Annotated in this window: 15 protein-coding genes and 1 tRNA gene; 7 read left to right on the top strand and 9 right to left on the bottom strand. The window is 73.8% G+C overall.

Annotated elements, in window-relative coordinates; all coding sequences use genetic code 11:
* Position 1 precedes the first annotated feature (1 nt).
* Entirely contained in the window at positions 2-544 is a 543-nt protein-coding gene (locus AC5677_RS07850) for an arginine repressor (RefSeq protein ID WP_497194284.1), read from the top strand.
* A 27-nt stretch (positions 545-571) separates the two neighbouring features.
* On the opposite strand, the gene AC5677_RS07845 is transcribed toward AC5677_RS07850, so the two are convergent.
* The 8 genes from AC5677_RS07845 to AC5677_RS07810 form a co-directional block, all read right to left on the bottom strand.
* The gene (locus AC5677_RS07845; protein WP_497194283.1) at positions 572-1,537 is read right to left on the bottom strand and encodes an LLM class flavin-dependent oxidoreductase; all 966 of its coding nucleotides are present in this window, start codon (positions 1,535-1,537) and stop codon (positions 572-574) included.
* Positions 1,537-4,674 (bottom strand): S41 family peptidase, encoded by a 3,138-nt coding sequence (locus AC5677_RS07840; protein WP_497194282.1) that lies wholly within the window; start codon positions 4,672-4,674, stop codon positions 1,537-1,539. The genes AC5677_RS07845 and AC5677_RS07840 overlap by 1 nt, the downstream gene beginning before the upstream one ends.
* Positions 4,675-4,775: 101 nt before the next feature.
* The gene (locus tag AC5677_RS07835; RefSeq protein WP_497194281.1) at positions 4,776-6,326 is read right to left on the bottom strand and encodes a nitroreductase family protein; all 1,551 of its coding nucleotides are present in this window, start codon (positions 6,324-6,326) and stop codon (positions 4,776-4,778) included.
* A 25-nt stretch (positions 6,327-6,351) separates the two neighbouring features.
* On the bottom strand, positions 6,352-8,349 hold the full coding sequence (locus AC5677_RS07830; protein WP_497194280.1) for a TOMM precursor leader peptide-binding protein: 1,998 nt from the start codon (positions 8,347-8,349) through the stop codon (positions 6,352-6,354).
* An 86-nt stretch (positions 8,350-8,435) separates the two neighbouring features.
* Positions 8,436-8,585 carry a thiazolylpeptide-type bacteriocin gene (locus AC5677_RS07825; RefSeq protein WP_403504570.1) on the bottom strand — a complete coding sequence of 50 codons (150 nt, stop codon included), beginning with the start codon at positions 8,583-8,585 and terminating at the stop codon, positions 8,436-8,438.
* 86 nt (positions 8,586-8,671) lie between these two features.
* Complete coding sequence (locus AC5677_RS07820; RefSeq protein WP_497194279.1) at positions 8,672-10,732, bottom strand: TOMM precursor leader peptide-binding protein; 2,061 nt, start codon at positions 10,730-10,732, stop codon at positions 8,672-8,674.
* A gap of 423 nt (positions 10,733-11,155) precedes the next feature.
* A complete protein-coding gene (locus AC5677_RS07815) occupies positions 11,156-14,242 on the bottom strand; it encodes a lantibiotic dehydratase (protein ID WP_497194278.1) in 3,087 nt (1,028 codons plus the stop codon).
* Between the two features lie 59 nt (positions 14,243-14,301).
* Positions 14,302-15,240, bottom strand: a complete 939-nt coding sequence (locus tag AC5677_RS07810) for an LLM class flavin-dependent oxidoreductase (RefSeq protein ID WP_497194277.1) — start codon at positions 15,238-15,240, stop codon at positions 14,302-14,304.
* Positions 15,241-15,644: 404 nt separating this feature from the next.
* On the opposite strand from AC5677_RS07810, the gene pstS reads away from it, so the two are divergent.
* The gene (pstS, locus tag AC5677_RS07805) at positions 15,645-16,787 is read left to right on the top strand and encodes a phosphate ABC transporter substrate-binding protein PstS (RefSeq protein WP_497194276.1); all 1,143 of its coding nucleotides are present in this window, start codon (positions 15,645-15,647) and stop codon (positions 16,785-16,787) included.
* Between the two features lie 85 nt (positions 16,788-16,872).
* Here the strand turns inward: pstS and AC5677_RS07800 are convergent.
* Positions 16,873-16,949, bottom strand: a tRNA-Pro gene (locus AC5677_RS07800).
* 142 nt (positions 16,950-17,091) lie between these two features.
* On the opposite strand from AC5677_RS07800, the gene AC5677_RS07795 reads away from it, so the two are divergent.
* From AC5677_RS07795 to AC5677_RS07775, 5 genes are all read left to right on the top strand, one after another.
* Positions 17,092-17,469 (top strand): DUF488 domain-containing protein, encoded by a 378-nt coding sequence (locus AC5677_RS07795; RefSeq protein ID WP_497194275.1) that lies wholly within the window; start codon positions 17,092-17,094, stop codon positions 17,467-17,469.
* A gap of 117 nt (positions 17,470-17,586) precedes the next feature.
* Complete coding sequence (locus AC5677_RS07790) at positions 17,587-18,783, top strand: argininosuccinate synthase (RefSeq protein ID WP_497194274.1); 1,197 nt, start codon at positions 17,587-17,589, stop codon at positions 18,781-18,783.
* 153 nt (positions 18,784-18,936) lie between these two features.
* Positions 18,937-20,367 carry an argininosuccinate lyase gene (gene argH, locus AC5677_RS07785; RefSeq protein WP_497194273.1) on the top strand — a complete coding sequence of 477 codons (1,431 nt, stop codon included), beginning with the start codon at positions 18,937-18,939 and terminating at the stop codon, positions 20,365-20,367.
* A 166-nt stretch (positions 20,368-20,533) separates the two neighbouring features.
* Positions 20,534-21,085, top strand: coding sequence for a TetR/AcrR family transcriptional regulator (locus tag AC5677_RS07780; RefSeq protein ID WP_497194272.1), 552 nt, complete (start codon positions 20,534-20,536; stop codon positions 21,083-21,085).
* Positions 21,082-22,689 carry an MFS transporter gene (locus tag AC5677_RS07775; protein WP_497194271.1) on the top strand — a complete coding sequence of 536 codons (1,608 nt, stop codon included), beginning with the start codon at positions 21,082-21,084 and terminating at the stop codon, positions 22,687-22,689. Before AC5677_RS07780 ends, AC5677_RS07775 begins: the two co-directional genes overlap by 4 nt.
* The last annotated feature ends 108 nt before the right edge of the window (positions 22,690-22,797 follow it).

Below are 22,797 nucleotides of genomic sequence, written 5' to 3'. Positions count from 1 at the left end.
GATGACCGAGCCGCAGGAGACCGAGTCGCACAACGGCGGACCGGCCGTACCGCAGACCCGCACCGCCCGCCACCGCCGGATCGTGGACATCCTCAACCGGCAGCCGGTCCGCTCCCAGAGCCAGCTCGCCAAGCTGCTCGCCGACGACGGCCTGTCCGTCACCCAGGCGACGCTCTCCCGCGACCTGGACGAACTGGGCGCGGTCAAGATCCGCAACACCGGCGGCGAGCTGATCTACGCGGTGCCCAGCGAGGGCGGCGACCGCAAGCCGCGCGCCCCGCTGGGCGAGTCCGCCAAGGAGGAGCGGATGCGCCGCCTCTCCGGCGAACTCCTCATCTCCGCCGAGGCCTCCGCCAACCTCGTCGTCCTGCGCACCCCGCCCGGCGCCGCCCAGTTCCTGGCCTCGGCCATCGACCAGGCCGAACTGCACGACATTCTCGGCACCATCGCCGGCGACGACACCCTGATGCTCATCAGCCGCGACCCGGCGGGCGGGCAGGCCCTGGCCGAACACCTGCTGCGGCTGGCGCAGGGCGCGCGCTGAGCGGCGGGCCGGTCCGGCCCGCCGGGCTCAGCCGGTGAACTCCTCGATCAGGGCGGCCAGCTCGGTCAGCGCGGTGCGCTGCCCGTGGACGCCGTGGACGCCGTTCACGGCGATGACGATCTCGTCCGCACCGGCGTCCGCGTAGGCGGCGCAGCGCTCCGCCAGACCGGCGGGCGAGCCGTACAGGAAGGCGCCGCAGTCGACGAGCTTGCCCGCCCTGGCCTCCGGCCCGTCCTGCGGGGTGATGCCGGCCCCGGCGCGGTTGAGCATGTCGATGTAGTGCGGGACGGCGAGATGGGCCCGGTTGGCGGCGAGCGCCAGCCGCACCGGGTCCCGGTCCGCCCCCGCCACCGCCATCGGCACCATCGCCGTGATCCTGGGCGCCGCCCGCCCGGCCCGCTCCGCACCCTCGCGCAGCGCCGGCACCAGCGTGTCCCGCAGATAGCCGGCGGGCGTCAGCCAGGTGATGGCCCGGTCCGCAAGTTCGCCCGCGAGGCGGGCCATCGCGGGCCGCAGCACCCCCAGCCCCGCCTCCACCGCGGGCGCGGGCACCGGCGGCAGCAGCGCCCGCGAGCTGACATAGTCGCCGTCGACGACCGCGAGTTCCCCGTCCACCAGCCGGCGCACCGCCGTCAGATACTCCCGCACCGCCCGCAGCGGCTTCGGGTACGGCCGCTCCAGTACGGCCTCCTGGAATTCCGCGGGCCCCGGGCCGAAGCCGGCGACGACCGGGTGACCGGTGGTCAGCGCCACCGAACGGGCCTGCAGCGCGGCCTCGTACGGATGCCGCAGCCCCATCAGCGTCACCCCCAGCCCCACCGGCACCCGGAAGCCGGCGCCGGCCGCGTACGCGAACCCCTGATGCGCCTCCACCAGCATCGACTGCGCCTGCCACAGCCGCGCGGCCGGCGTGTAGGAGACCAGCCCGGCGTACGGCAGCAGCTGTTCCGGGCGGCGCGGTACGAAGGGGACCAGGACCGAGTACTGCACCATCACTTCTCTCCTTGCCGGCCGAAGTGCGGCACCCGGGCGGGCGGGCGCCGGTCGAGCAGCTCCATCGCCTGCCGGACCGCCTCGTCCAGCTGCGGGTCACGGCCGCGTACGTGGTCCTGGGGCGGGACGGGCACTTCGGTGTCCGGTGCGATGCCGACGTTCTCGGCGTCCCAGCCGGGGCCCTCGAACCAGCTGGCGAAGCGCGGCAGCAGCAGCCCGGTGCCGTCCATCAGGGAGTGCTGCCATTCGATGGCGGTGAACCCGCCCCAGGTCCGGGCGCCCACGACGGGGCCGATGCCCCGGTGGCGCACGGCCCAGACCATGATGTCGCCGTCCGAGCCGGTGAACTCGTCCGCCACCAGGACGACGGGGCCGCGCGGCGCGACATTGGGGTAGGCGTAGCCGAAGCCGCTGCGGTCCACCCGCCAGCCCGCCACCCGCTGGCCGAGCAGTTCGAGGACCTTCTCCGACATCTCGCCGCCGGCGTTCTCCCGGATGTCGAGGATCAGCCCGTCGCGGACGATCTCGGCCCGCAGATCGCGGTGCAGCTGCGCCCAGCCGGCGGTCGTCAGGTCGGGGAGGTGGAGATAGCCGAGGCGGCCGCCGGACGCCTCGGTGACGTGGTCCCGCCGTGCGGCGACCCCGTCGTGATAGCGCAGCGTCCGCTCCTCCGCGAGCGGCGTCACCGTCACCCGGCGGACGGCGCCGTCGGGGGAACGGACCGTCAGTTCCACCCTGCGGCCCGCCGTGCCGGTGAGCAGCGGGCCGGGGCCCGGGTCCGGGGCGACGGCGACGCCGTCGATCTCCAGCAGGACCTCGCCCGGCCGCACCCCGGCCCCCGGGGCCGCGAGCGGCGACCGGGCGCCGTCGGCCGACACCTCGCCGCGCGGGATGCGGGCGATGCGCCAGGCTCCGTCCGCGCCGCGCACCAGATCCGCGCCCAGGTGGCCCTGTGCCGCGGACGGGTCGCTCGCGCGGGGGCGCGGGGCGACATTGGTGTGCGACATGCCGAGTTCGCCGTGCAGCTCCCACAGCAGGTCGGTGAAGTCGTCGTAGCTGCCGACGCGGGCGAGCAGGGGACGGTAGCGGTCCACCACGTCGTCCCAGCGGGCGGGCTCCAGGTCGGTGCGGGCGCTGACGTCCCGCAGCAGCCGCGCGTCCTCCTCGAAGACCTGCCGCCATTCCGCCGCCGGGTCGACCACGGCCCGGATGCGGTCGGTGTCCACGGCGGTGGCGGCGCCCGCGCCGGTGGCGGGGTGCACCCACAGGGCGTCGGTGTGCGTCCGCGCCACGACGCGGGTTCCGTCGCCGCTGACCTGGAAGTCCCGTACGCCGGTGCGCAGTTCCACGCTCCGCATCCCGGCGAGGTCCCAGCCCTCCAGGACCGCCTGCCCGTCCGCCGCGGCGGGCGGTGGGAGCGGGTCGCGGATCCACAGCAGACCGTGCGCGGTGGCGCGCAGCGTCCGGTAGGTACCGGAGGCGACGGGCAGGGCCGTGGCCCGGTCGGCCAGCCCCTCGGTGTCGACGGTGACTTCGGCGCCGCCGGTGACGCCGGCCGGTGCGGGCCCGGCACCGGGGCCGAAGGGGAGCGGTACGGCCGCCGTGAGCGGCATCAGATGGGGCCGGGTCGCGCCGACGAAGGCCATGCCGAAGTCGTGCGCCTGGTGCACGGGCGCGAAGTCCCGGGCGGAGAGAAAGGCCAGATGGCGGCCGTCATGGGTGAACGCGGGGGAGAAGTCGCGAAAGCGCATCGGGGTGGCCTCGATGACGGATCCCTCGCGCACGCGCGCCATCCGCAGCTGTCGCAGCTGCTCGGGCCCGGGGTGGGACCACGCCAGCCAGGCGGAGTCCGGCGAGAAGACGAGCCCGCTGATGTCGCCGGAGTCGCTCCGGTCGATCTCGGTGACCCGGCCCGACGCCACATCGGCGAGCAGCACACCGCCGTAGAGATCGGACACCGCGAGCGTCGTGCCGTCGGGGGAGGCGGCCAGGTCCAGTACGCGCACGAAGCGGCCGGCGCCGATGTGGACCGGCGCGGCGCCCGGGGCGTCCCCGGTGATCTCCAGGCATTCGGTGCCCGGCGCATCGCTCACCCAGGCCACCTTGCCGGTGTCGCCCAGGACCCGCGGCAGGCGGCGGCGTACCCCCGGCCGGACGCCGAGGGCGCGCACCGGCCCGTCGTCGTACGGCAGCCGGTGGACGCCGCCGCGGATCTCGACCAGTGCGGCCCGCCCGGTGTGGTCCGGGGCGAAGCCGCCCAGGTTCCCGGCGGCCGGGACGCGGTGCGGGGCGAGCGCGGTACGGGGACCGCCGAGCGTCACCGCGATGCGCTCGGGTGTGGTGGCGGGGGACAGGTCCGGCAGCCGCCACAGGTCGCCGGCGCACTGGTAGACGATCCCCGCGCCGTCGGTGGCGGCGTGCCGGGCGTAGCCGTCGTGCCCGGTGTGGCGGCGGAGGTCGCCGCCGTCGGGCAGGCTCGACCACAGCTGCCCGCGGCCCGTGTGGTCGGAGAGGAACGCGACCCGGTCGCCTACCCACAGCGGGCATTCGAGGTTGCCGTCGACCGCGGGGTGCAGCCGGGTGAACTCCCCGGACCCGGCCGGATCGATCCACAGCCGTCCGGCGGTGCCGCCCCGGTAGCGCTTCCAGTAGGCGGCCTCGACGAAGACCGGCGTCTGGAGCAGCACCGCACCGTCCGGCCCCGGCGCCAGGCCACCGACCGGCCCGTACGGCAGCCGCTCGGGCGCCCGCCCGTCCACCGGCACCCGCCAGGCCCACGGCCGGCGCGCGCTGGGTTCCCCGGCGGCGGTGATCACCAGGACGTCGCCGTCCGGCGTCCAGCCCGCGACCCGGGTGCGCCGGTCACCCCAGTAGGTCAGGCGGCGGGCCGGGCCGCCGTCCGCCGGCGCGAGCCACACCTCCGGGGCGCCGTCGCGGGTGGCGGTCCAGGCGATCGATGCCCCGTCCGGGCCGATCCGCGGATGGCTGACCGGCACCCGGTCCGCGCTCAGCCGCCGGGCGCGGCCGCCCGACGCCGGGCACGTCCAGACGTCGTCCTCCGCCGTGAAGGTCAGCAGATCGCCGCGCACATGGGGAAAGCGCAGATACGCACCGGACGCGGCAGAGGGGGCACTCACGAACGCTCCTGAGTCGGATGAGGATCGAGTCGGATGAGTCGGATGAGGTGGAGTCGGATCAGGATTGAGGGGGCAACAGAGATCGGGCGGGGCCCGGGTGTTCAGCGCAGCCGGCCGTCGAGGGCCGCCGCGCCCGGCCGGTGAGCGCCGAGGAACACATACACCTGGCTGTGCCGGCCCTGCTCGGTCAGCCCCAGCGCCGCGTCCAGCGGGACGGCATCCATGCCCAGGACGATGCCGGAGGCCAGGTCCAGCGCGGTGGCCGCCAGATGCGCCCGCTGCGCGGCGGCGCCCGCCTCGATGTTCGCCGCCCGGTAGGCGCGGGGACCGTACGCGGTGACCGTCTCGCGGGGGTGCCAGTGCAGGACGAGCAGGGCCGGGGCCTGGCCGACGGAGTAGTTGTCGAGGCCGTAGAGCTCTTCGGTGACGGCGGCCAGGCCGTCACCGGGGACGGGGACGAGGGCGTGGCCGCCGGCGTGATAGCCGTACACCCCGGGGGCGAGGCCCCGCACCCGGCGCACGACCACGCTCAGCCCGGTCGGCGCGGCGGGCTCGTCCCCGTCGTGGGCGGTGCGGTCACCCGGTGCGGTGGCCCGCAGGACCGCCGCCAGCGCGTCCTGCTCCAGCGGCCGGGAGGCGTCGAAGCGTCCCGACGCGGAGGAGCGCCGGGCGAGGGTGGCGGCGGCGCGGCCCGCCGGGCGGGCGTCGCGCCCGCGGGGCAGCGCCAGGGCGCCGGGCGACAGCGGCTCCTCGGCGCGGGGGACGGCCCGCGGAGCGGTCGCCGGGCCCGTCGCCGTCGCCCGCTGCACATCCCGCGCCAGCGCGAAGTCCCGTACCGCGGAAGACCGTTCGTGATGCGGCGGCCGGACCGCGACCGGGGCGCCCGGTGCCGCCGGCGGTTCGCCCGCCCGCCACCGCAGGGGGAGCACCGCATGGACGGCCTCCGCGTCCGGCTCCAGCCCCAGCAGCCCGTTCAGCGCGTCCTGGTCGAACCACACCCGCTGCCGGTAGGGGAGCCCGCGGTCGTCGCCGAGCAGTTCCCAGGAGGCGGTGAACGCGCCCAGGTCCAGCGTCGCCAGGTGATAGGAGAGGTTGTGGTACTTGAACGCGTTCTTCCACGGCCGCACGGTGCACAGCAGGAACTGGTCCCCCAGGTCGGCCGCGCCGGGGCCCAGCGCGGCGTGCACGGCGGCGGTCGGGTCCCCCGCGGACAGCCGTTCCATGGCGTGCAGCCCCGAGGCGTAGTGGAAGACGCCGCCGGGCACCGGCGCCGAGGGACCCGCCGCCCAGTACACCTCGACCGGGTAGGCGGCGCCGCCCGACGGGGTGCCCCGGCCCCAGCGGACGGTGTGCGGCGCGGCCCGGTCGGCGAGGTCGGCGTTCCAGTCGACCTGGTAGCGCCGGGCGGCGATGCCGAGGGCCGCCTGGAGGTCGGCCGCCAGAGCATCGATCCCCAGCGGCCCCTGGGGAACCGGCTGCGCGAGTTCCGCGGGGAAGGGCAGCGGAAGGCGTTCCGCGCCCGGGTGGTGGGTGTGCGGAAGGGGCCGGTCCGCCCAGTCGGGGGTGAAGCCGGGCGGCTCCAGCGGGTCCTGCGCACGCCGGTGGACGGCGTCGAGGTAGTCGAGGGTCACGCGTGCGGCGTCGGTGTTCATCGTCTGGCGCTCTCGCTCCGGGCGGTCACGGGAAGGGGTGCGGATGACGGTGGACGTCCGCGTCCGCCAGCGGCGCCGCGCGCCGCCCGGCCCGCCAGGACGCGGTCCGCAGCCGCGGGTGGTGCAGGGCGCGCTGCTGCTCCCAGCCGAAGTCGATGGGGACGAGCCCGGGGGCGACGACGGCCGCGGTGTGCAGCCCGCAGGCCCGCTGCTCGGGGCAGGTCTGGTCGACCACGATGACGTCCTCGCTCACCGCGCCGACCAGCCGTACGCATTCCCTGAGGTCGTCCAGCAGATCTGCGGGGCGCGGACCGCGCTCCCGCCAGTCGGCGAAGGCCTCGTGGAGCGGTGCCGCGGGAGCGCCGGGCGGGCCGGCGAACGGCACCTGCGCCGCCATCTCCGGCAGCCCGTAGAGCAGTTCGTGGTCCTCCAGCTCGCGCACCAGGCGGTAGTCGGCGGCCATGGCGCGCGCCTCGTCCTGCCGCTCGCGCACGGTGGTGCGCTGGCGGTGCAGCTGCGCCGCGACCTCGCGCAGCGCCGAGGCCACCGCGTCCTCGGCGGACAGCGCCGCCCCGGCCGACAGCGAGATGTTGCCCAGGCCGGGTTCCTCCAGGCCGGCCAGGCACAGCACGGCCGGCACCGGCAGGTCGATCCGCATGTCGAAGAGCCGGATCGTGTAGCCCAGTCCCTCGATCTTGTCCCGCATCGCCGCGAGCGCGGGGGTGCCGGTGGCGCTGTCCAGGTCGATCTCGGGCAGCCGTTCGGCGCCGTACCAGGCGAGCAGGAACGCATCGCGCTCGATCAGTTCCAGCAGCCCGAACAGCGCGGCCTCCTCCAGGCAGCTGCCCGTCGCGCAGCCGTTGGAATTGCTCGACAGCAGGGAGGCGCCGCGCCGCCGGGGGCCGTAGTAGACGAGCTGCTGCGGTACGAGTACCGGCGCGTCCCGCACCAGGGAGTGCCCCCAGACCCAGTCCACCCGCTCATCGGGCCTAAACGGGCGGAAGGTTTCCCGGTGCCGGGCGTAGAAGTCGTCGTCGTAGAGGAGCCCGCCGCGCGGGTCGAGCGCGGGCAGCGACTGCTCGGCCAGTTCGTCGAGGGACATCCGCAGCGCCGGTCCGCGGCCCCACGGCCGCTGTCCCGCATAGCGCTCCAGGCCCTCGAACAGGGCCACCATCTCGCTCTGGTCGTAGGTGTCGGTGTGCCCGGCCCAGGTCGTCTCGTACAGTCCGCTGCCGCCGGTGCGCTCCCCGCCGAGCCGCAGCGTGCCGCCCACGGATTCGGTGACCGGGCTCGCCATGTCGTGGAAGACGGTGAAACCGAGCGCCCCACACACCGGGTTGATCAGCGCGTTCTTCGGGATCCCGTACGAGCGCCAGCTCCGCAGCCGGGCGCCGCCGCCGGGCCGGCGCGGCCGCGCGGCGGGGAAGCCGGTGAGGGCGGGCGGCACGTCGGGGCGGGCGCCGCCGCAGCGCGGGCACTGCGGGTCGGCCAGCAGGTGATGAGCCGTCACCAGACCGTCGACCAGGCCGACTTCCAGCACGGTGGCCGGTGCGGCGGAGGCGCCGGCGCGGGCGTCGGGGGCGCTGCGGGCCAGGGCGTGCAGGGCCGCGGCGACGGCGGGCGCGCCCCATTCGTAGGGGCCGGTGTGCCCGGGGCCGGTGACGTACTGTCCGGTGCCGGTCTCCAGCGCGATCCGCTCCTTCAGCGGGCGCAGCCGGATCCAGCGCCGCTCCAGGCACAGCGCGCACGGACCGGGGCTGTCGGCGTCGGTGTGCAAGGGGCCGACGAGGGCGGTGTCGCGGTGCAGGCGGACGGGAAGGACGACCGCGCCGTCGCCCGTGGGCCGTCCGCCGCGCGGTGCGGCGTCCGCCGGTGCGGGGAGCAGGCCCAGGGTCCCGATCTCCACGGTGGCGTCGGGTGCGCCGGGCGCGGGCGACGCGGCGAGGAGGGGGCGCAGCGCCTGGGCGAGCGCGTCCTGAGCGGCGGCCGGCGCGGTCTCCGTAGGGAGCGTGACGACGTGCATGGGGCTCTCCGCGGGGCTCTGGGAGGGAGGTACCGCGGTGGCGGGCGGGGCCCGCCACCGCGGTCAGGCGGTCAGCTGACGTAGCGTCAGGCGGACAGCTCCGGGGTGGTGCTGCAGTTGCAGCAGGAAGAGGTGCTGGCACAGCCACGGGCCGCCGCGGTCTCGACCTCGACGGAGACCGCCTCGATCTCGAAGTCCTCGACGTCCAGAACGGCCAGCTCGGACAGGTTGTTCATGATGTGCTCCTTATCGATATGTATGCGAACGGAACATCCACCGGAGCGGGCTCCGGCGCCTCCCCGCGGTCTCCCGCGGGGAAATCTCAGCGGGTGAGCAGGACGCGGCCCACCCGTACGGGTGCCTCGGTGCCGCCCAGTGCCGCGGGCGGCGTCGCCACCAGCAGCGCATCGCGGCCCGCGGTGCGCAGCTCCGCCAGCAGCCGGGCCAGCGGGTCGGGTCCGGGCGTCGTGTCGGGGCGCCGGGCGGCGGCCACCGGTTGCGGCGACGGCCAGTCCGGCGGGCACAGCAGCGACCGGCCGCCGTCGTGCCCCGCACCGCCGTCCCCGAACTGCCGTCGGCCGGCCAGCTCCACCAGCGCGGTGCGCAGGGCGGCGGCACGGGTCACCCCCGCCGCGACCACCTGGAGGCCGCCGTCGGACGTGGTGTGGCGGGCCACCACCACGCGCGCGGGTCCCGCGCCGGGCAGTTCGGCGAGCGTCAGCGCACCGGAGCGGGCCAGGCCCGGCAGCACCGTCAGTCCGGACTCCGTGGCCGCCTGCGGTACCGGCAGGTCCTCGGCGGCCGCTCCGCCCTCGCGCCACTCCCGCACCCGCTCGTGCAGCAGCGCCGACAGCACTCCGTCCAGGGCCAGTTCGGCGACGGCGGACCCGGCGCCGTAGCCCGCCAGGGCCGACGGCGCGGGGGCCCCTGGCGCCCCGGTCACCGCCGCCGCGGGCACCCACACCGGACGCCGGTCCAGCAGGGAGACGGCCGGGGTCCAGCACACCGGCTCGGCGTCGTCGTCGCCCGTGCGGCTGCCCGTGCCGCCGTGCGCGGCGGCGAGCCGGTCCGCGGTCACGACCTCCGCGGGGCCGTCCCCGAGTTCCTTGGCGGTCGCGGTGACCGTCGCGAACGGGGCCGGATCGGCCGCCGCGGCCCGCCGTGCGGCCCGTTCGACGGCGGCGCACCGGGCCTCGGCGAGCGAATCGGCGTCGAAGCCCGCGATGAGGGCCGATGCCGGTGCGGCGGTGCGCACCACCCCCACCTTGACCGCGGTCTGGGGCACCGATCCGTCCTCGAAGCGGGTCAGCGCCCCGGTCGTTTCGGCCGGCAGCTCCGCGTAGCGCTCATAGCGGTCGGCCGCCTCGCCCGGAAGGTCGAGCCGTCCCTCGGCGAGCGCCAGCAGGCCTGCCTGCGCCTCGGGGACGGTGGGCGGCGGGGCGCAGACCGGGCACCGGGGATGGGCGGGCAGCGGCTCCCGGCGGGCCGCCAGGGTCAGCGGGTCCTGGACCACCACGGCCCGCTCCAGCCCGGACGGCCCGGTGGCCGCGAGGTGCCGGAAGACCTCCAGCGCCAATTCGCTGCCGGCCGCGGCGAGCACCGCCGGATAAAGCCGGTCGCTCTCGATACGGCCGGATGTCCCGGGTATTTCTTCCCGGTTTTCATTCCGTGGCAGCCGCAATTCCGCACACGCCCAGCATGCGGTGCCCCGTGCCGGAACCAGCGGACCCTTGACGAGATGGTCGCCGGATATTCCGGCGGTGACAAATGCGGAACCGGATTCGTATGCGCGGGAAAAAAGCAGTTCACGGAATTCGCGGTCCGTTTCCTCCGGTGTGAGGATGACCGCGTCGGCCGGCCGTTCCGCCAGCGCCCGCGCCACGGATTCCGCCGAATCGGCGCGGAATGTCACCAGGCGGGCCGGTGTCCCGGCGTCCTGGAGTTCGGCCAGATCGCCGTCCCACGGCCCGGCGGCCGTACCGGCGGCCGATCGCCCGGCCGTCGTACCGGTGGCCCATGGCCCGCGCAGGCCCACGGAAACCTCCCGCGCCCCGTTGCGCAGCAGCGACCGCACCGCGGTCACCGCCGCCGGACCGCGCCCGACCACCAGCACCCGGGCGTCCCGCCAGCGGCGGAACCGCGCCAGGGGGAACTCCCCGTCGTGGGTGAGGAAGGCGATCTGCTCGCCGAAGCGCCGCGTCACGGCCTCGGGGAGGAGGTCGTCCGGCTCGGCCCGGCGCACGGTGACGAACCCGGCCTCGCCGAGGCGGGCCACCAGCCGCCCGACCATGTCGCGGCGCTGCGCGTCGAGTCCCTCGCAGAGCTCGTCCAGACCGCAGCCGGCCGAAAGGCGCGGGGCCAGTGCGACCAGCCACCGGTACACGGCCTTCCCCTTGAGGAAGGCATCCCCTTGCGCGCCTCTCAGAAAAACGCCGTCCGGAGTCTCGAAGAATGCAGAGTCCTGACGAAGGAAATACTTTTCGGTCGCTCCGGAAACGGAGTCGGCAGTCTCCACAGAACCTCCGTTCCGATCGCTCCGGCCTGACATCGCTTAGCCAACATGATCTCGGCGAGTTCTGTAAATGGTTCGCAATGTACAAGTTACGGGAGTATTACGGAGGCATATTTTGGAGGAAGGTACAAGGGGTGTCCTGAGTGGAAATGCGTCGCATTGATGAGAATACTGGATTCCGCTTCACCGGCTTCGCGGGTAAAAAGACGGCAACGCCTCGCCGAAGAAGGCGAGGCGTTGCCATGGGTTGCGAAGATGCGCCGCGAACTAACCTTTGGCCAATGGTTCAGTGGTTCATGCCCCGGCCTCCCGCCGCGCGATCCACGACAGCGCCGCGGCCCGTGCCAGCCGCAGCGCGGCCCGCTCGGCGTCCTCGTCCAGGCCCGCCGCGCGGACATGGTGCATGTGCAGCAGGGAGGGCAGTACGTGCAGCGGTTCCCGCCCGCCCCCTTCCGCCAGGCGCTCCCGATAGCCGGCCAGCGCCGCGCCGCGCCTGCGCCACGCCTCGACCGTCTCGGCACCGCCCGGCAGCGCACCCAGCGCGGCGAAACCGTCGTCCGGACGCGCCAGTTGCAGGGTCTCGTCGTGCAGCGCCCGGTCCGGCGCCGGACCCGAGCCCTTCGCGACATACGCCACCAGCCGGCGCATCCCGCCCTCGGTGTCCCCGGTGAGCGACACCGCCAGATCCACCAGGCTCGCCGCGGTCAGCGCCTGCGCCCGCGGCCCGCCGCGGCCCGCGGCCAGCCGCCACTGCGCCACCACCGCGGCCGAATCGGCGGCGAACACCGCCTCCGCGGCCGCCATCGCCGCGCCCCGCCCGTAGCGTCCCGTCTCCGGGAAATACGTGTCCCACTGCACCTGGCTCACCAGCCCGAGCCGGCGCAGCCCGGCCGCCCAGGCGCCGGCCCGGCCCCACACCCCGTCGGCGGCCTCGCCCCCGGGCACCCGGAAGCGCAGCCGCAGATGCGGGCGCGGATCGCGGTATCCCACGAAGAACCACTCGGGCGGCGTCTCCCAGCCCTCCCACAGCCGCGGCAGATGCGCGGTGAGGATCTCGGCCTGCCGCGCCGGATGCCCGTACAGCTTCAGATACGCCCATTCGCCCGCGCCCGGCAGCTGACCGTGGTCGCGCCCGGTCGCCACGGCCGGCGTCGAGCGCTGCGGTACGGGCGGCAGCGACCGCTCCTGGTGGGCGGCGAGCGGCATGCTGATCTCGTTGGCCCGGCCGCCCAGCCACCCGAACTCCCCGGCGTCCGGCGCCTCGTGCAGCGTGGCCTGCCCGTCGCGCGTCACCTCCGCCCGCAGCAGCTGCCGGTGCGCCCGCTCGGCCAGATCCAGCCGCAGCCGCCGGTCGTCGCCACCGAGGTAGACCGCCTCCGGCAGCCGGAACCGCCGCCGCCAGTCCGCCAGGCTCTTGTCCCAGACCTCCTCCGCGGCCCGCGGCCCCGCGAGGTCGGCCGCGTCCAGCGTCCAGCGGGCGGCGGCCAGCACCGTCCGCCCGTAGCGGACCCGGGGCAGGAACGGCAGATGACGGGCGGCACCCCAGACGAACGGGGCGAGCGCGGCCGCCCGCGCCCGGGGGACCTCGCACAGGAACCGCGCCAGCGGGTGGGTGAACAGCGTGAACTCCACGGAGTTCAGCACGGTCGGCTCCACGATCCGGCCGGTCGACAGCGACACCACGTACAGCCGGTGGTGATCGCCGCCCACGGCCAGGTCCTCCAGCGGCAGCGCCCGCTCGCCGTCGCCGTGCTCGGCCAGCGGGATGACCAGGGGCAGCACCGCGGGCGCCCGGCCGAGGTTCTCGGTGCGCACCAGCAGGGGAGGGCTGGAGACCTGGGCGGGCTGCGCATCGGGTTCCAGGGTCGGCACGGCCGCGTAGGCCGCGCTCAGCCGGTCCCGGTCGGCCTCGTCGAAGAGATGGAGGAAGCGCCCCGCGGTGGAGCCCGCGGCCGGCGACATATTGCCCACGGCCAGCTCGAAGTCGCCCTGGGCCAGGGCCTCTTGGCCCCTCGCCCGCAGCTGGAGGTAGAGCTCGGCGTGCGCGGGCACCCGGACCGGCTCCGCCGGTGCCAGGGCGTCGAGCATCCCGTCGTCGAGCACGATCTCCACGGCGCCGTCGAAGACCGCCCGCTGGGCCAGCGCCAGCAGCCGTTCCTCGCGGGCGGACGGCGCGGTCTCCGGCCGCTCCAGAAGGGAGCCCTGGTACCCGGCGGGCAGGCCCAGGCCCGCGTCGGGATCGGTGAGTTCGCGCACCGGCACCAGCGCCCCGATGCCGTACCGCTCCAGAAAGGCGGTGTGGTACTCCTGCCAGGCCACCGACCCCGAGGGGAACGGGGAGAGCCGGGCCAGCGCCGTCGCCGCCCGCTCGGCCTCCAGCGCCACCTCCTCGGGCAGCTGCACCGCGCAGTCGAGCCGCAGATCCACGAAGAGGGGCTGCTCCACGGCGTCCGACAGGGCGGTCATCCGCGCGGCGACGGCCGCCCTGATGTCCGCCCGGTCCTGCGGCGCGGCCCGGTTGTGCCGCTCGATGCCCGCGTGGATCTCCCGCAACGCGCCCACGGTGTCCGCGACATCCCCGACCGCCCCGGCGTCCGCCGCGGCCAGCCGGTCCAGGACATGCCCCAGCCCGTCGGACACCGTCATCGGCGCCCGCAGAGCGGTCAGCAGCACCCGCCGCGCCACCAGCTCCGCCAGCAGCCCGTCGATCACCTCGGCCGGCACCTTCGGGTACTCCGCGGCCAGTTCGCCCGCCACCTCGCCGAGCACGACGGGGGTACGGGCCGACCGCAGCACCGCCGCCACGGCGGGCGTGTGCCGCATGCTCACCTCGGTCGCGCCCACCCCCGCGTCGTGCCGCGGCTGCTGACAGGGCACCACCAGCTTCCCGCCCCGGACGACGGCCGTGGGGTCGGCGACGACCGGCAGCCGGTGCAACAGCTCGCGGGACGCCTCCAAACGGCCGACGACATCGGCCAGCCAGACCGAATCGGCCCGGACGACGGCGAGATGATCCGGACCCCAGCGCACCCGCGGACCCTCGCCGACAGCGGCCGGCGCGATCCCGGCGAACAGCCCGAACGGCGTCGCGCGGTGCTCCATCCGCAGCAGATAGCGCACGAGGGACTCCACCGCCCGCCGCACCCGGCGGGTCTGCTGCACCTGGCCCTCGCACACCGCGCGCACCCGGCGCGCCAGGGCCGGACTCGCCACCTCGACGGCCCGGGCCACGCCGTCGCACGCCCACACCTCCCGCAGCCAGTCCCGCCACTGCGCCACCCCGGCCCCGTCGCCCAGATCCGGCCAGGGCGGCAGCTCCCGGCCCTCCGGATAGGCGGCGGCCCGTACGAGCGCCACGTCCATGTGCCTGTACAACCGCACGTGATCCCCCACTCCTCAGCAACCGCGACAACGTCGTGACGGCATCCGCCCACGGGCGCTCATCCCAGGGTGTCCAGGACCGTCTCCAGCTCCGCCAGCGCCCCCTGCGCACCGTCCTTCATCCACACACCGGTGACGTTCAGGACGACGTCGTCCACCCCGGCCTCCTCGAACGCGCGCAACTGATCGACCACCCGCTCCCGTTCGCCGTACAGGAAGGCGCCGCCGTCGATGACCGCCTCGGCGCTGCGCCGAGGCGCGGCCATGTCCAGATCGATGCCGGACCGGCGCAGCATGTCCGCGTAGTGCGGCAGCCGCATATGGCCCTCGTTGCTCTCCAGCGCGAACTCCGCCCCGTCGCGGCCCGGTCCGGCCAGGGCGAGCGGCACCATCGCCACCAGCCGCGGCATCGGCCGGCCGGCCGCCTCGGCGCCGGCCCGCAGCTGCGGGATGACCACCGTGCGCAGATAGGACGCCGGCGTCAGCCAGGTGATGGCGACATCGGCCACCTCGCCGGCCAGCCGCGCCATCCGCGGCCGCAGCACACCCAGGCCGATCTCGACCGGCGGCCGCGGTATCTGCCACAGATGCGCCTGACAGGTGTAGTACTCGCCCACATGGTCCGCGGAGCCCTTCTCCAGCAGGCCCCGCATGACGGTGAGGTACTCCCGGGCGGCGGCCAGCGGCCGGCCGTAGGGCGCACCGAGCAGGCCGCGCTGGAGGTCGGTGGCGCCGGGCCCGTATCCGACCGTCACCGGCTGCCCCATCGTCTGCGCCAGGTTGGCCGCCTGGAGCGCGGCATCGTACGGATGGCGGAACGGCATCAGCGCGACGCCGATGCCCACCGGCACCCGGAAGCCGCTCGCCGCCGCGAACGTGAAGGTCTGATGCGGGTCGTTGGCCGGCGCCTGGCCCTGCCACAGCCGGTGCGCGCCGCTGCGGTGGACCAGCTCGGCGAACGGCAGGATCTCCTCCGGTTCGCTCGGCGCAAAGGGCATCAGAACGGAATACGTGGTCAATGGGTCCCCAAGTCGTCATCGGCCCGGCGTACGGCCTCCCGCCGCGCGCCCGGCCGGTACGGATGCCGGCCCTCGACGGGCCGCGCGCTCCGCGGAAAACACTTTCCTCATCGCGGACGCTACCTCCGGGAACGCCCGTGCGGCCCGGGTTCCCGGAAACCGGATCTTCGCCGCGACCGGCACAGGAGACGCGCGAACTCCCCGAAATGCCGCAATCGCCACCAGTGCGGACACATCTGCATATAGTTACCGCGCGTCCGGTCGCGAGCGCAGCGCTCACCCCCGCGGGAGGCGCCGCCGCACGGCCGCACGCCGCGTGAGCGCGGTGTCCTCACCCTCTACCGCGCCGGCCGGGGCCGGTCCGCAGGAAGGAGCGCCGCGAAGTGAAGCCTCAGCGCAGGAGCGGGACACGCGCCACGGCGGCCGGGGCCGTGGCCGTCTGCGGCGCCCTGGTCCTGACGGCCTGCGGCGCCGGCAACGGCTCCCGTCCCGCCGGCGGCTCGTCCACCGTCGCGGCTCCCAGCACCGCCGCCGGCGGCATCGTCTGCGCCAAGGCGGCCACCCTGAGCGCCTCCGGCTCGACGGCGCAGCAGTACGCGATGAACTACTGGATCAAGAACTACACCAAGGCCTGCACCGGCACCCACATCAGCTACACGGGCAACGGCTCCGGCTCCGGCCAGGACGATTTCCTGGCGGGGAAAACCGCCTTCGCGGGCTCGGACTCCCCGCTGACCGCCGATCAGGTCACCCGCTCCAAGAAGGTCTGCGCCGGCGGCGGGCACGCCATCCACCTGCCGATGGTCGGCGGACCGATCGCGGTCGGCTTCCACCTCCCGGGCATCGACCGGCTGGTCCTCGACGCCCCCGCCCTCGCCAAGATCTTCAACGCGGAGATCACGAAGTGGAACGACCCGGCGATCGCCGCCCTCAACAAGGGCGTCACGCTGCCCGCCACGCCGATCCAGGTGTTCCACCGCTCCGACTCCTCCGGCACGACCGACAACTTCACCGCCTACCTCGCCGCCGCCGCCCAGGGCGCCTGGCCCTACCCGCACAGCAAGACATGGGCGGCCAAGGGCGGCCACGCCGTCAAGGGCTCCGCGGACCTCGCCGACCAGGTGCGGCGGACCGCGGGCGCCATCGGCTACTTCGAGCTGCCCTACGCGGTGTCCCGCATGATCCGCACCGTCTCGGTCGACACCGGCGCGAGCGCTCCCGTCGACGCCAACGTGATCGCGGCCTCCCATGCGATCTCCGGTGCCAAGGCCACCGACACCGGCAACGACGTGCTCCTGCGCCTCGACTACGGCACCAAGGAGCCCGGCGCCTACCCGATCGACGTGGTCACCTACGAGATCGTCTGCAACAAGGGCAACAAGCCGGCGACCTGGCCCGCCACCAAGGCGTTCCTGACCTACATGGCCGGCCGAAAGGGCCAGGAGAACCTGACGTTCCAGGGCTATGCGACGCTCCCCGCCGAGGTCCTCACCAAGGTCCGCGACGAAATCGGGTCGCTGTCCTGACGGCCGCGCGCGCAGGACTCCCGCCGACAACGCGAAAGGCCGCTCCCTCGTTACGAGGAAACGGCCTCCGACCTGCGAAAAACGCTGGTCGGGACGACAGGATTTGAACCTGCGACCCCTTGACCCCCAGTCAAGTGCGCTACCAAGCTGCGCCACGTCCCGGTTGCCCGTGCCGGCCGGAATGTTCCCGGTCGGGGCGTGCAGAAGAAAAATACCCTGTCCCCGGCCCTGATTCCAAAGCGGGTCCCCTTCCGGCCGCTCTCCGGTCCTCGGCGGCCGGTACTCGTCCGTGTTTGTATGGGTTATGGCGGAAAAGTTCGAGGATGCCGATATTCGCGTGCGCCGGGTGTACGACCCTCCGGAGCCGGCCGACGGCGCCCGGGTGCTGGTGGACCGGTTGTGGCCGCGGGGGCTGTCGAAGGCGGATGCGCTGCTGACCGAATGGTGCAAGGACGCGGCCCCCTCGTCGGAGCTGCGGCGCTGGTACCACCACGAGGGCCCGCGCTTCGAGCGGTTCGCCGAGCGCTATCGGGGTGAGCTGGCGGGGGAGGCGGCGCAGCCGGCGCTGGCGCGGCTGCGGGAGCTGGCGGGGGAGGGTCCGCTGACGCTGCTCACCGCGACGAAGGAGGTGGGCCACAGCCATGTCGTTGTGCTGCTCGAGGCCCTTCGCGGGGGTTCCTGACCCCGCTCGGTGCCCCATCGGGCCGCGGTTGACCTGCGCATTCGTCGATTCATTGACGAAACATACGGCCGAGTGCATACTTATGCCTATCAGCGCATGCACAGTAAGGAGAAACCCGTGACCGAGCGCGTCGTACTCGCCTACTCCGGAGGCCTGGACACCTCTGTCTGCATCGGCTGGATCGCCGAGGAGACGGGCGCCGAGGTCATCGCCGTCGCTGTGGATGTCGGTCAGGGCGGTGAGGACCTCGAGGTCATCCGCGAGCGCGCCCTCGCCTGCGGTGCCGTGGAGGCCGAGGTCGCGGACGCCAAGGACGAGTTCGCCCAGGAGTACTGCCTCCCGGCGATCAAGGCCAACGCCCTCTACATGGACCGCTACCCGCTGGTCTCCGCCCTCTCCCGGCCGGCCATCGTCAAGCATCTGGTCGCCGCCGCCAAGAAGCACGGCGCCACCACCGTCGCCCACGGCTGCACCGGCAAGGGCAACGACCAGGTCCGCTTCGAGGCCGGCATCTCCTCCCTCGCCCCCGACCTCACCTGCATCGCCCCGGTCCGTGACTACGCCATGACCCGGGACAAGGCGATCGCCTTCTGCGAGGCGAAGAACCTGCCGATCGCGACGACCAAGAAGTCGCCGTACTCCATCGACCAGAACGTCTTCGGGCGGGCCGTGGAGACCGGCTTCCTGGAGGACATCTGGAACGCGCCGATCGAGGACGTCTACGAGTACACCCAGAACCCGGCCACCCCGCGGGAGGCCGACGAGGTCGTCATCACCTTCGAGCAGGGTGTCCCGGTCGCCCTCGACGGCAGGAAGGTCACCGTCCTGGAGGCGATCCAGGAGCTCAACCTGCGGGCCGGCGCCCAGGGCATCGGCCGGATCGACATGGTCGAGGACCGGCTGGTGGGCATCAAGTCCCGCGAGGTGTACGAGGCGCCCGGCGCCATCGCGCTGATCACCGCGCACCAGGAGCTGGAGAACGTCACCGTCGAGCGCGAACTGGCCCGCTACAAGCGGCAGGTCGAGCAGCGCTGGGGCGAGCTGGTCTACGACGGCCTGTGGTTCTCCCCGCTCAAGCGGGCCCTGGACGGCTTCATCGACGAGGCCAACCGGCATGTCTCCGGCGACATCCGGATGACCCTGCACGGCGGCCGCGCGGTGGTCACCGGCCGGAAGTCCGACGCCTCGCTCTACGACTTCAACCTGGCGACGTACGACACCGGCGACACCTTCGACCAGTCGCTCTCGAAGGGCTTCATCGAGCTCTTCGGGATGTCCAGCAAGATCGCGGCGCTGCGTCAATCGCGGGCGTAGCCCGACGCGACCAGGCCCGAGCCCGCTCGTTTATCCCCGTACGACCATCCCCGTACGACTGCCGCCTCCCCGCCCTCCCGGCGCGACGGGGGTACCCCCGGCCCGCACGGCCCGGGGGAAAGCAGCACATCACCACCCCTCCGAGGAGCAGCAGTGAGCAGCAACAGCGGTGACGTCCGGCTCTGGGGCGGCAGGTTCGCCTCCGGTCCCGCCGAGGCCCTGGCCCAGCTGTCGGCGTCCGTCCACTTCGACTGGCGCCTGGCCCCGTACGACATCGCCGGCTCCCGCGCGCACGCCAGGGTCCTGCACAAGGCGGGTCTGCTCACCGAGGACGAGCTCTCGCGGATGATCGCCGGGCTCGACCGGCTCGAAGCGGACGTCGCCGACGGTTCGTTCACCGGCACCATCGCCGACGAGGACGTGCACACCGCCCTGGAGCGCGGGCTTCTGGAGCGGCTCGGCCCGGACCTCGGCGGCAAGCTGCGGGCCGGCCGGTCCCGTAACGACCAGGTCGCCACACTCTTCCGGATGTATCTGCGCGACCACGCCCGGATCATCGGCGGTCTGATCGCCGGCCTCCAGGAGGCGCTGATCGGCCTCGCCGAGGCGCACCCGGACGTCGCCATGCCGGGCCGTACGCATCTCCAGCACGCCCAGCCGGTGCTCTTCGCCCACCATGTCCTGGCACACGTCCAGTCGCTGTCCCGGGACGCGGAGCGGCTGCGGCAGTGGGACGAGCGGACCGCGGTGTCCCCGTACGGCTCCGGTGCGCTCGCGGGCTCGTCGCTCGGCCTGGACCCCGAGGCGGTCGCCACGGACCTGGGCTTCGAGCACGGCTCGGCGGGCAACTCCATCGACGGCACGGCCTCGCGTGACTTCGTCGCCGAGTTCGCCTTCATCACGGCGATGATCGGGGTCAACCTCTCGCGGATCGCCGAGGAGATCATCATCTGGAACACGAAGGAGTTCTCCTTCGTGACCCTGCACGACGCCTTCTCCACCGGCTCGTCGATCATGCCGCAGAAGAAGAACCCGGACATCGCGGAGCTGGCGCGGGGCAAGTCGGGGCGCCTCATCGGCAATCTGACGGGGCTGATGGCGACCCTGAAGGCCCTTCCCCTCGCCTACAACCGCGACCTCCAGGAGGACAAGGAGCCGGTCTTCGACTCCTGCGACCAACTGGAGGTTCTGCTGCCGGCGTTCACCGGCATGATGGCCACGCTGACCGTCCACCGCGAGCGCATGGAGGAGCTGGCCCCGGCGGGCTTCTCGCTGGCCACCGACATCGCCGAGTGGCTGGTCAAGCAGGGCGTGCCGTTCCGGGTGGCGCACGAGGTCGCGGGGGAGTGCGTCAAGGAGTGCGAGGCGCACGGCATCGAGCTGGACCAGCTCACCGATGACCAGTTCGCCAAGATCTCCCCGCATCTGACCCCCGAGGTCCGCGGCGTCCTCAACGTCCCCGGGGCGCTGGCCTCGCGCAGCGGCCGCGGCGGCACCGCGCCCTCCGCGGTGGCGGCACAGCTCGCCGAGCTGAAGGCGGATCTGGCGGCGCAGCAGGCCTGGGCCACGGCCAAGCAGAAGTAGCGTACGGACGCGAACGGCGGCCTCCACCGACTCGGTGGGGGCCGCCGTTCGCGTTCCCGCGGAGGCCCGGCGGCTCCGGGGCGGCAGGCGGATCCGGCCGGGAGAGGGTGAGACGCTCAAGAATGTTATGAGACATGCGTGTCTCATTCGGGGTATTCTCTGTCTCATGGCAGTGGATCGTGAACAGGTACTCGCCCAGGCCGCCGCGCTGCTCAGCCGCCGCGCGACGACATCGATGGACGACATCGCCCGCGCCGCCGGCATCAGCCGGGCCACCCTGCACCGGCACTTCGCCGGTCGGGACGCGCTGATACGCGCCCTCGAACAGCACGGCATCGAGCGGTTCGCCCGGGCCATGGACGCGGCCCGGCTCGACGACGGCGCCGCCGGCGACGCGCTGTGCCGGCTGATCGGCGAGGCCGAACAGGTCGCCGGCGTCCTGGCCTTCCTCTTCACCGAGAACCAGCTCTTCGAGGGCGGGGAGATCAACGAGGGCTGGGCCCGGCTGGACGCCCGTATCCATGCGCTCTTCCGCCGCGGCCAGGAACAGGGCGACTTCCGCATCGACCTCAGCGCCGCCTGGCTCACCGAGGCCTTCTACGGGCTGATGGGCGCCGGCGCCTGGGCCGTCCACGAAGGGCGCGTCGCCCGCAACGACCTCAACCACTCGATCGCCGAGCTGCTGCTCGGCGGCATCCGACGGAGCATGGAGAAATGACCGAGACCATAGCGTCAGGACCGGCCGGTTCGGCCCATGTGGACGACCAGCCCCGCCCGGGTCGCTGGCTCGCCCTCGCCGTCCTCGTCCTCGCCGTCCTGCTGGTCGGTGTCGACGCCACGGTCCTCGGCCTGGCCACCCCCTTCCTCAGCGAGGACCTGGAGCCCTCCGGCACCCAGCTGCTGTGGATCGGTGACATCTACTCCTTCGTCATCGCCGGTCTGCTGGTGTCCATGGGCAGCCTCGGCGACCGCATCGGCCGCAAGAAGCTGCTGCTGATCGGCTCCCTGGCGTTCGGTGCGCTCTCGGTGGTGTGTGCGTACGCCACCAGCCCGGAGATGATGATCGCCGCGCGCGCCCTGCTGGGCGTGGCCGGTGCCACGCTGATGCCGTCCACCCTGGCGCTGATCCGCAACCTCTTCCACGACCCCAAGGAACGCAGCCTCGCCGTCGGCATCTGGGGCGCGATGGCCTCGGCCGGCACCGCCGTCGGCCCGGTCCTCGGCGGCTTCCTGCTGGGCCACTTCTGGTGGGGCTCGGTCTTCCTCATCAACCTGCCGGTGATGGTGCTCCTGGTGGTCGTCGGCATCAAGGTGATCCCGGAATCCCGCAATCCCGATCCCGGCCCCTGGGACGTGCCCAGCGTCGCGCTGTCCCTGGTGGGCATCGTCGGCGTCGTCTACTGCATCAAGGAGGCGGCGGTACACGGCTATCGCTGGGACATCCTGGCCGCCGGACTCCTGGGCCTGCTCGCCCTGACCACCTTCGTGCGCCGCCAGCTCACCCTGCCCTCGCCGCTGCTCAACATGAAGCTCTTCCACCACCGGGGCTTCTCCGGCGCGGTACTGGCCGATCTGCTCACCATCCTCGGCCTGTCCGGGCTGGTCTTCTTCCTCTCGCAGTTCCTGCAGATGGTGCAGCTGCGCCCGCCGCTGAACGCCGGTCTGGTGGAACTCCCCGCCGCGGTCGGCGCGGTGGGCGCGGGCCTCGCCGCCGGCTATGTCGCCCGACGGCTGTCCGTACGCCTCGTCGTGGCCGGCGGCCTCGGGATCGTCGGTCTCTCGCTCGTCGGCTCCACGACCCTGCACGCCGACACCGGCACCGCCTCCATCGGCCTCATCCTCTTCGTCGTCGGCGTCGGCGCGGGCTTCTCCTTCACCGTCACCGCCGATGTGATCCTCTCCAGCGTCCCCAAGGAAGAGGCGGGCGCCGCCTCGGCGGTCTCCGAGACCGCCTACGAACTCGGCGCGGCGCTCGGCATCGCCTTCCTCGGCTCCATCGTCACCGGCATCTACCGCGGCTTCACGGCGCCCCCCGGCATCCCCGAGGCCGCCGACCACGCCGCCCGCGAATCGCTGGGCGGCGCCATCGAGGTCGCCAAGGACCTGCCCGCGGACCAGGGCGCGGCCCTGCTGAAGGCCGCCCAGGACACCTTCGTCGACGGCCTGGACATCGCCGTCGGGGTGAGCGCCGTGGTGCTGCTGAGCGCGGCCGTCGCCGCGTGGTTCCTGCTCCGGGGGCAGGAACTGGGCACCAGCCCGGCCGACGCGGACAAGGCCCACCGGCCCGAGCCCGAGCCCACGGCGGGCGACGGGGCGCGCTGACCGGGTCGCCGAGCGCCCAGGACGCCGCGGACGCCGGATCCCCCGCCCGCCTGGGGGCCACCCAGGCGGGGGATCCGGCCGAGCCGGCGCGGCCGCGGTCGGCGTACC

It is taken from the genome of Streptomyces sp. JLSY215, from assembly GCF_059682825.1.
Note: the sequence above shows the minus strand (reverse complement) of the source record. Positions and strands in the feature narration are given on the sequence as shown.

Coding starts and splice junctions, on each gene's coding strand:
- AC5677_RS07780 (WP_497194272.1), top strand. CDS start 20,534: ATGGCAGTGGATCGTGAACAGGTACTCGCCCAGGCCGCCGCGCTGCTC.
- AC5677_RS07845 (WP_497194283.1), bottom strand. CDS start 1,537: ATGGTGCAGTACTCGGTCCTGGTCCCCTTCGTACCGCGCCGCCCGGAA.
- AC5677_RS07830 (WP_497194280.1), bottom strand. CDS start 8,349: ATGCACGTCGTCACGCTCCCTACGGAGACCGCGCCGGCCGCCGCTCAG.
- AC5677_RS07825 (WP_403504570.1), bottom strand. CDS start 8,585: ATGAACAACCTGTCCGAGCTGGCCGTTCTGGACGTCGAGGACTTCGAG.
- AC5677_RS07835 (WP_497194281.1), bottom strand. CDS start 6,326: ATGAACACCGACGCCGCACGCGTGACCCTCGACTACCTCGACGCCGTC.
- AC5677_RS07850 (WP_497194284.1), top strand. CDS start 2: ATGACCGAGCCGCAGGAGACCGAGTCGCACAACGGCGGACCGGCCGTA.
- AC5677_RS07795 (WP_497194275.1), top strand. CDS start 17,092: ATGGCGGAAAAGTTCGAGGATGCCGATATTCGCGTGCGCCGGGTGTAC.
- AC5677_RS07810 (WP_497194277.1), bottom strand. CDS start 15,240: ATGCCCTTTGCGCCGAGCGAACCGGAGGAGATCCTGCCGTTCGCCGAG.
- AC5677_RS07775 (WP_497194271.1), top strand. CDS start 21,082: ATGACCGAGACCATAGCGTCAGGACCGGCCGGTTCGGCCCATGTGGAC.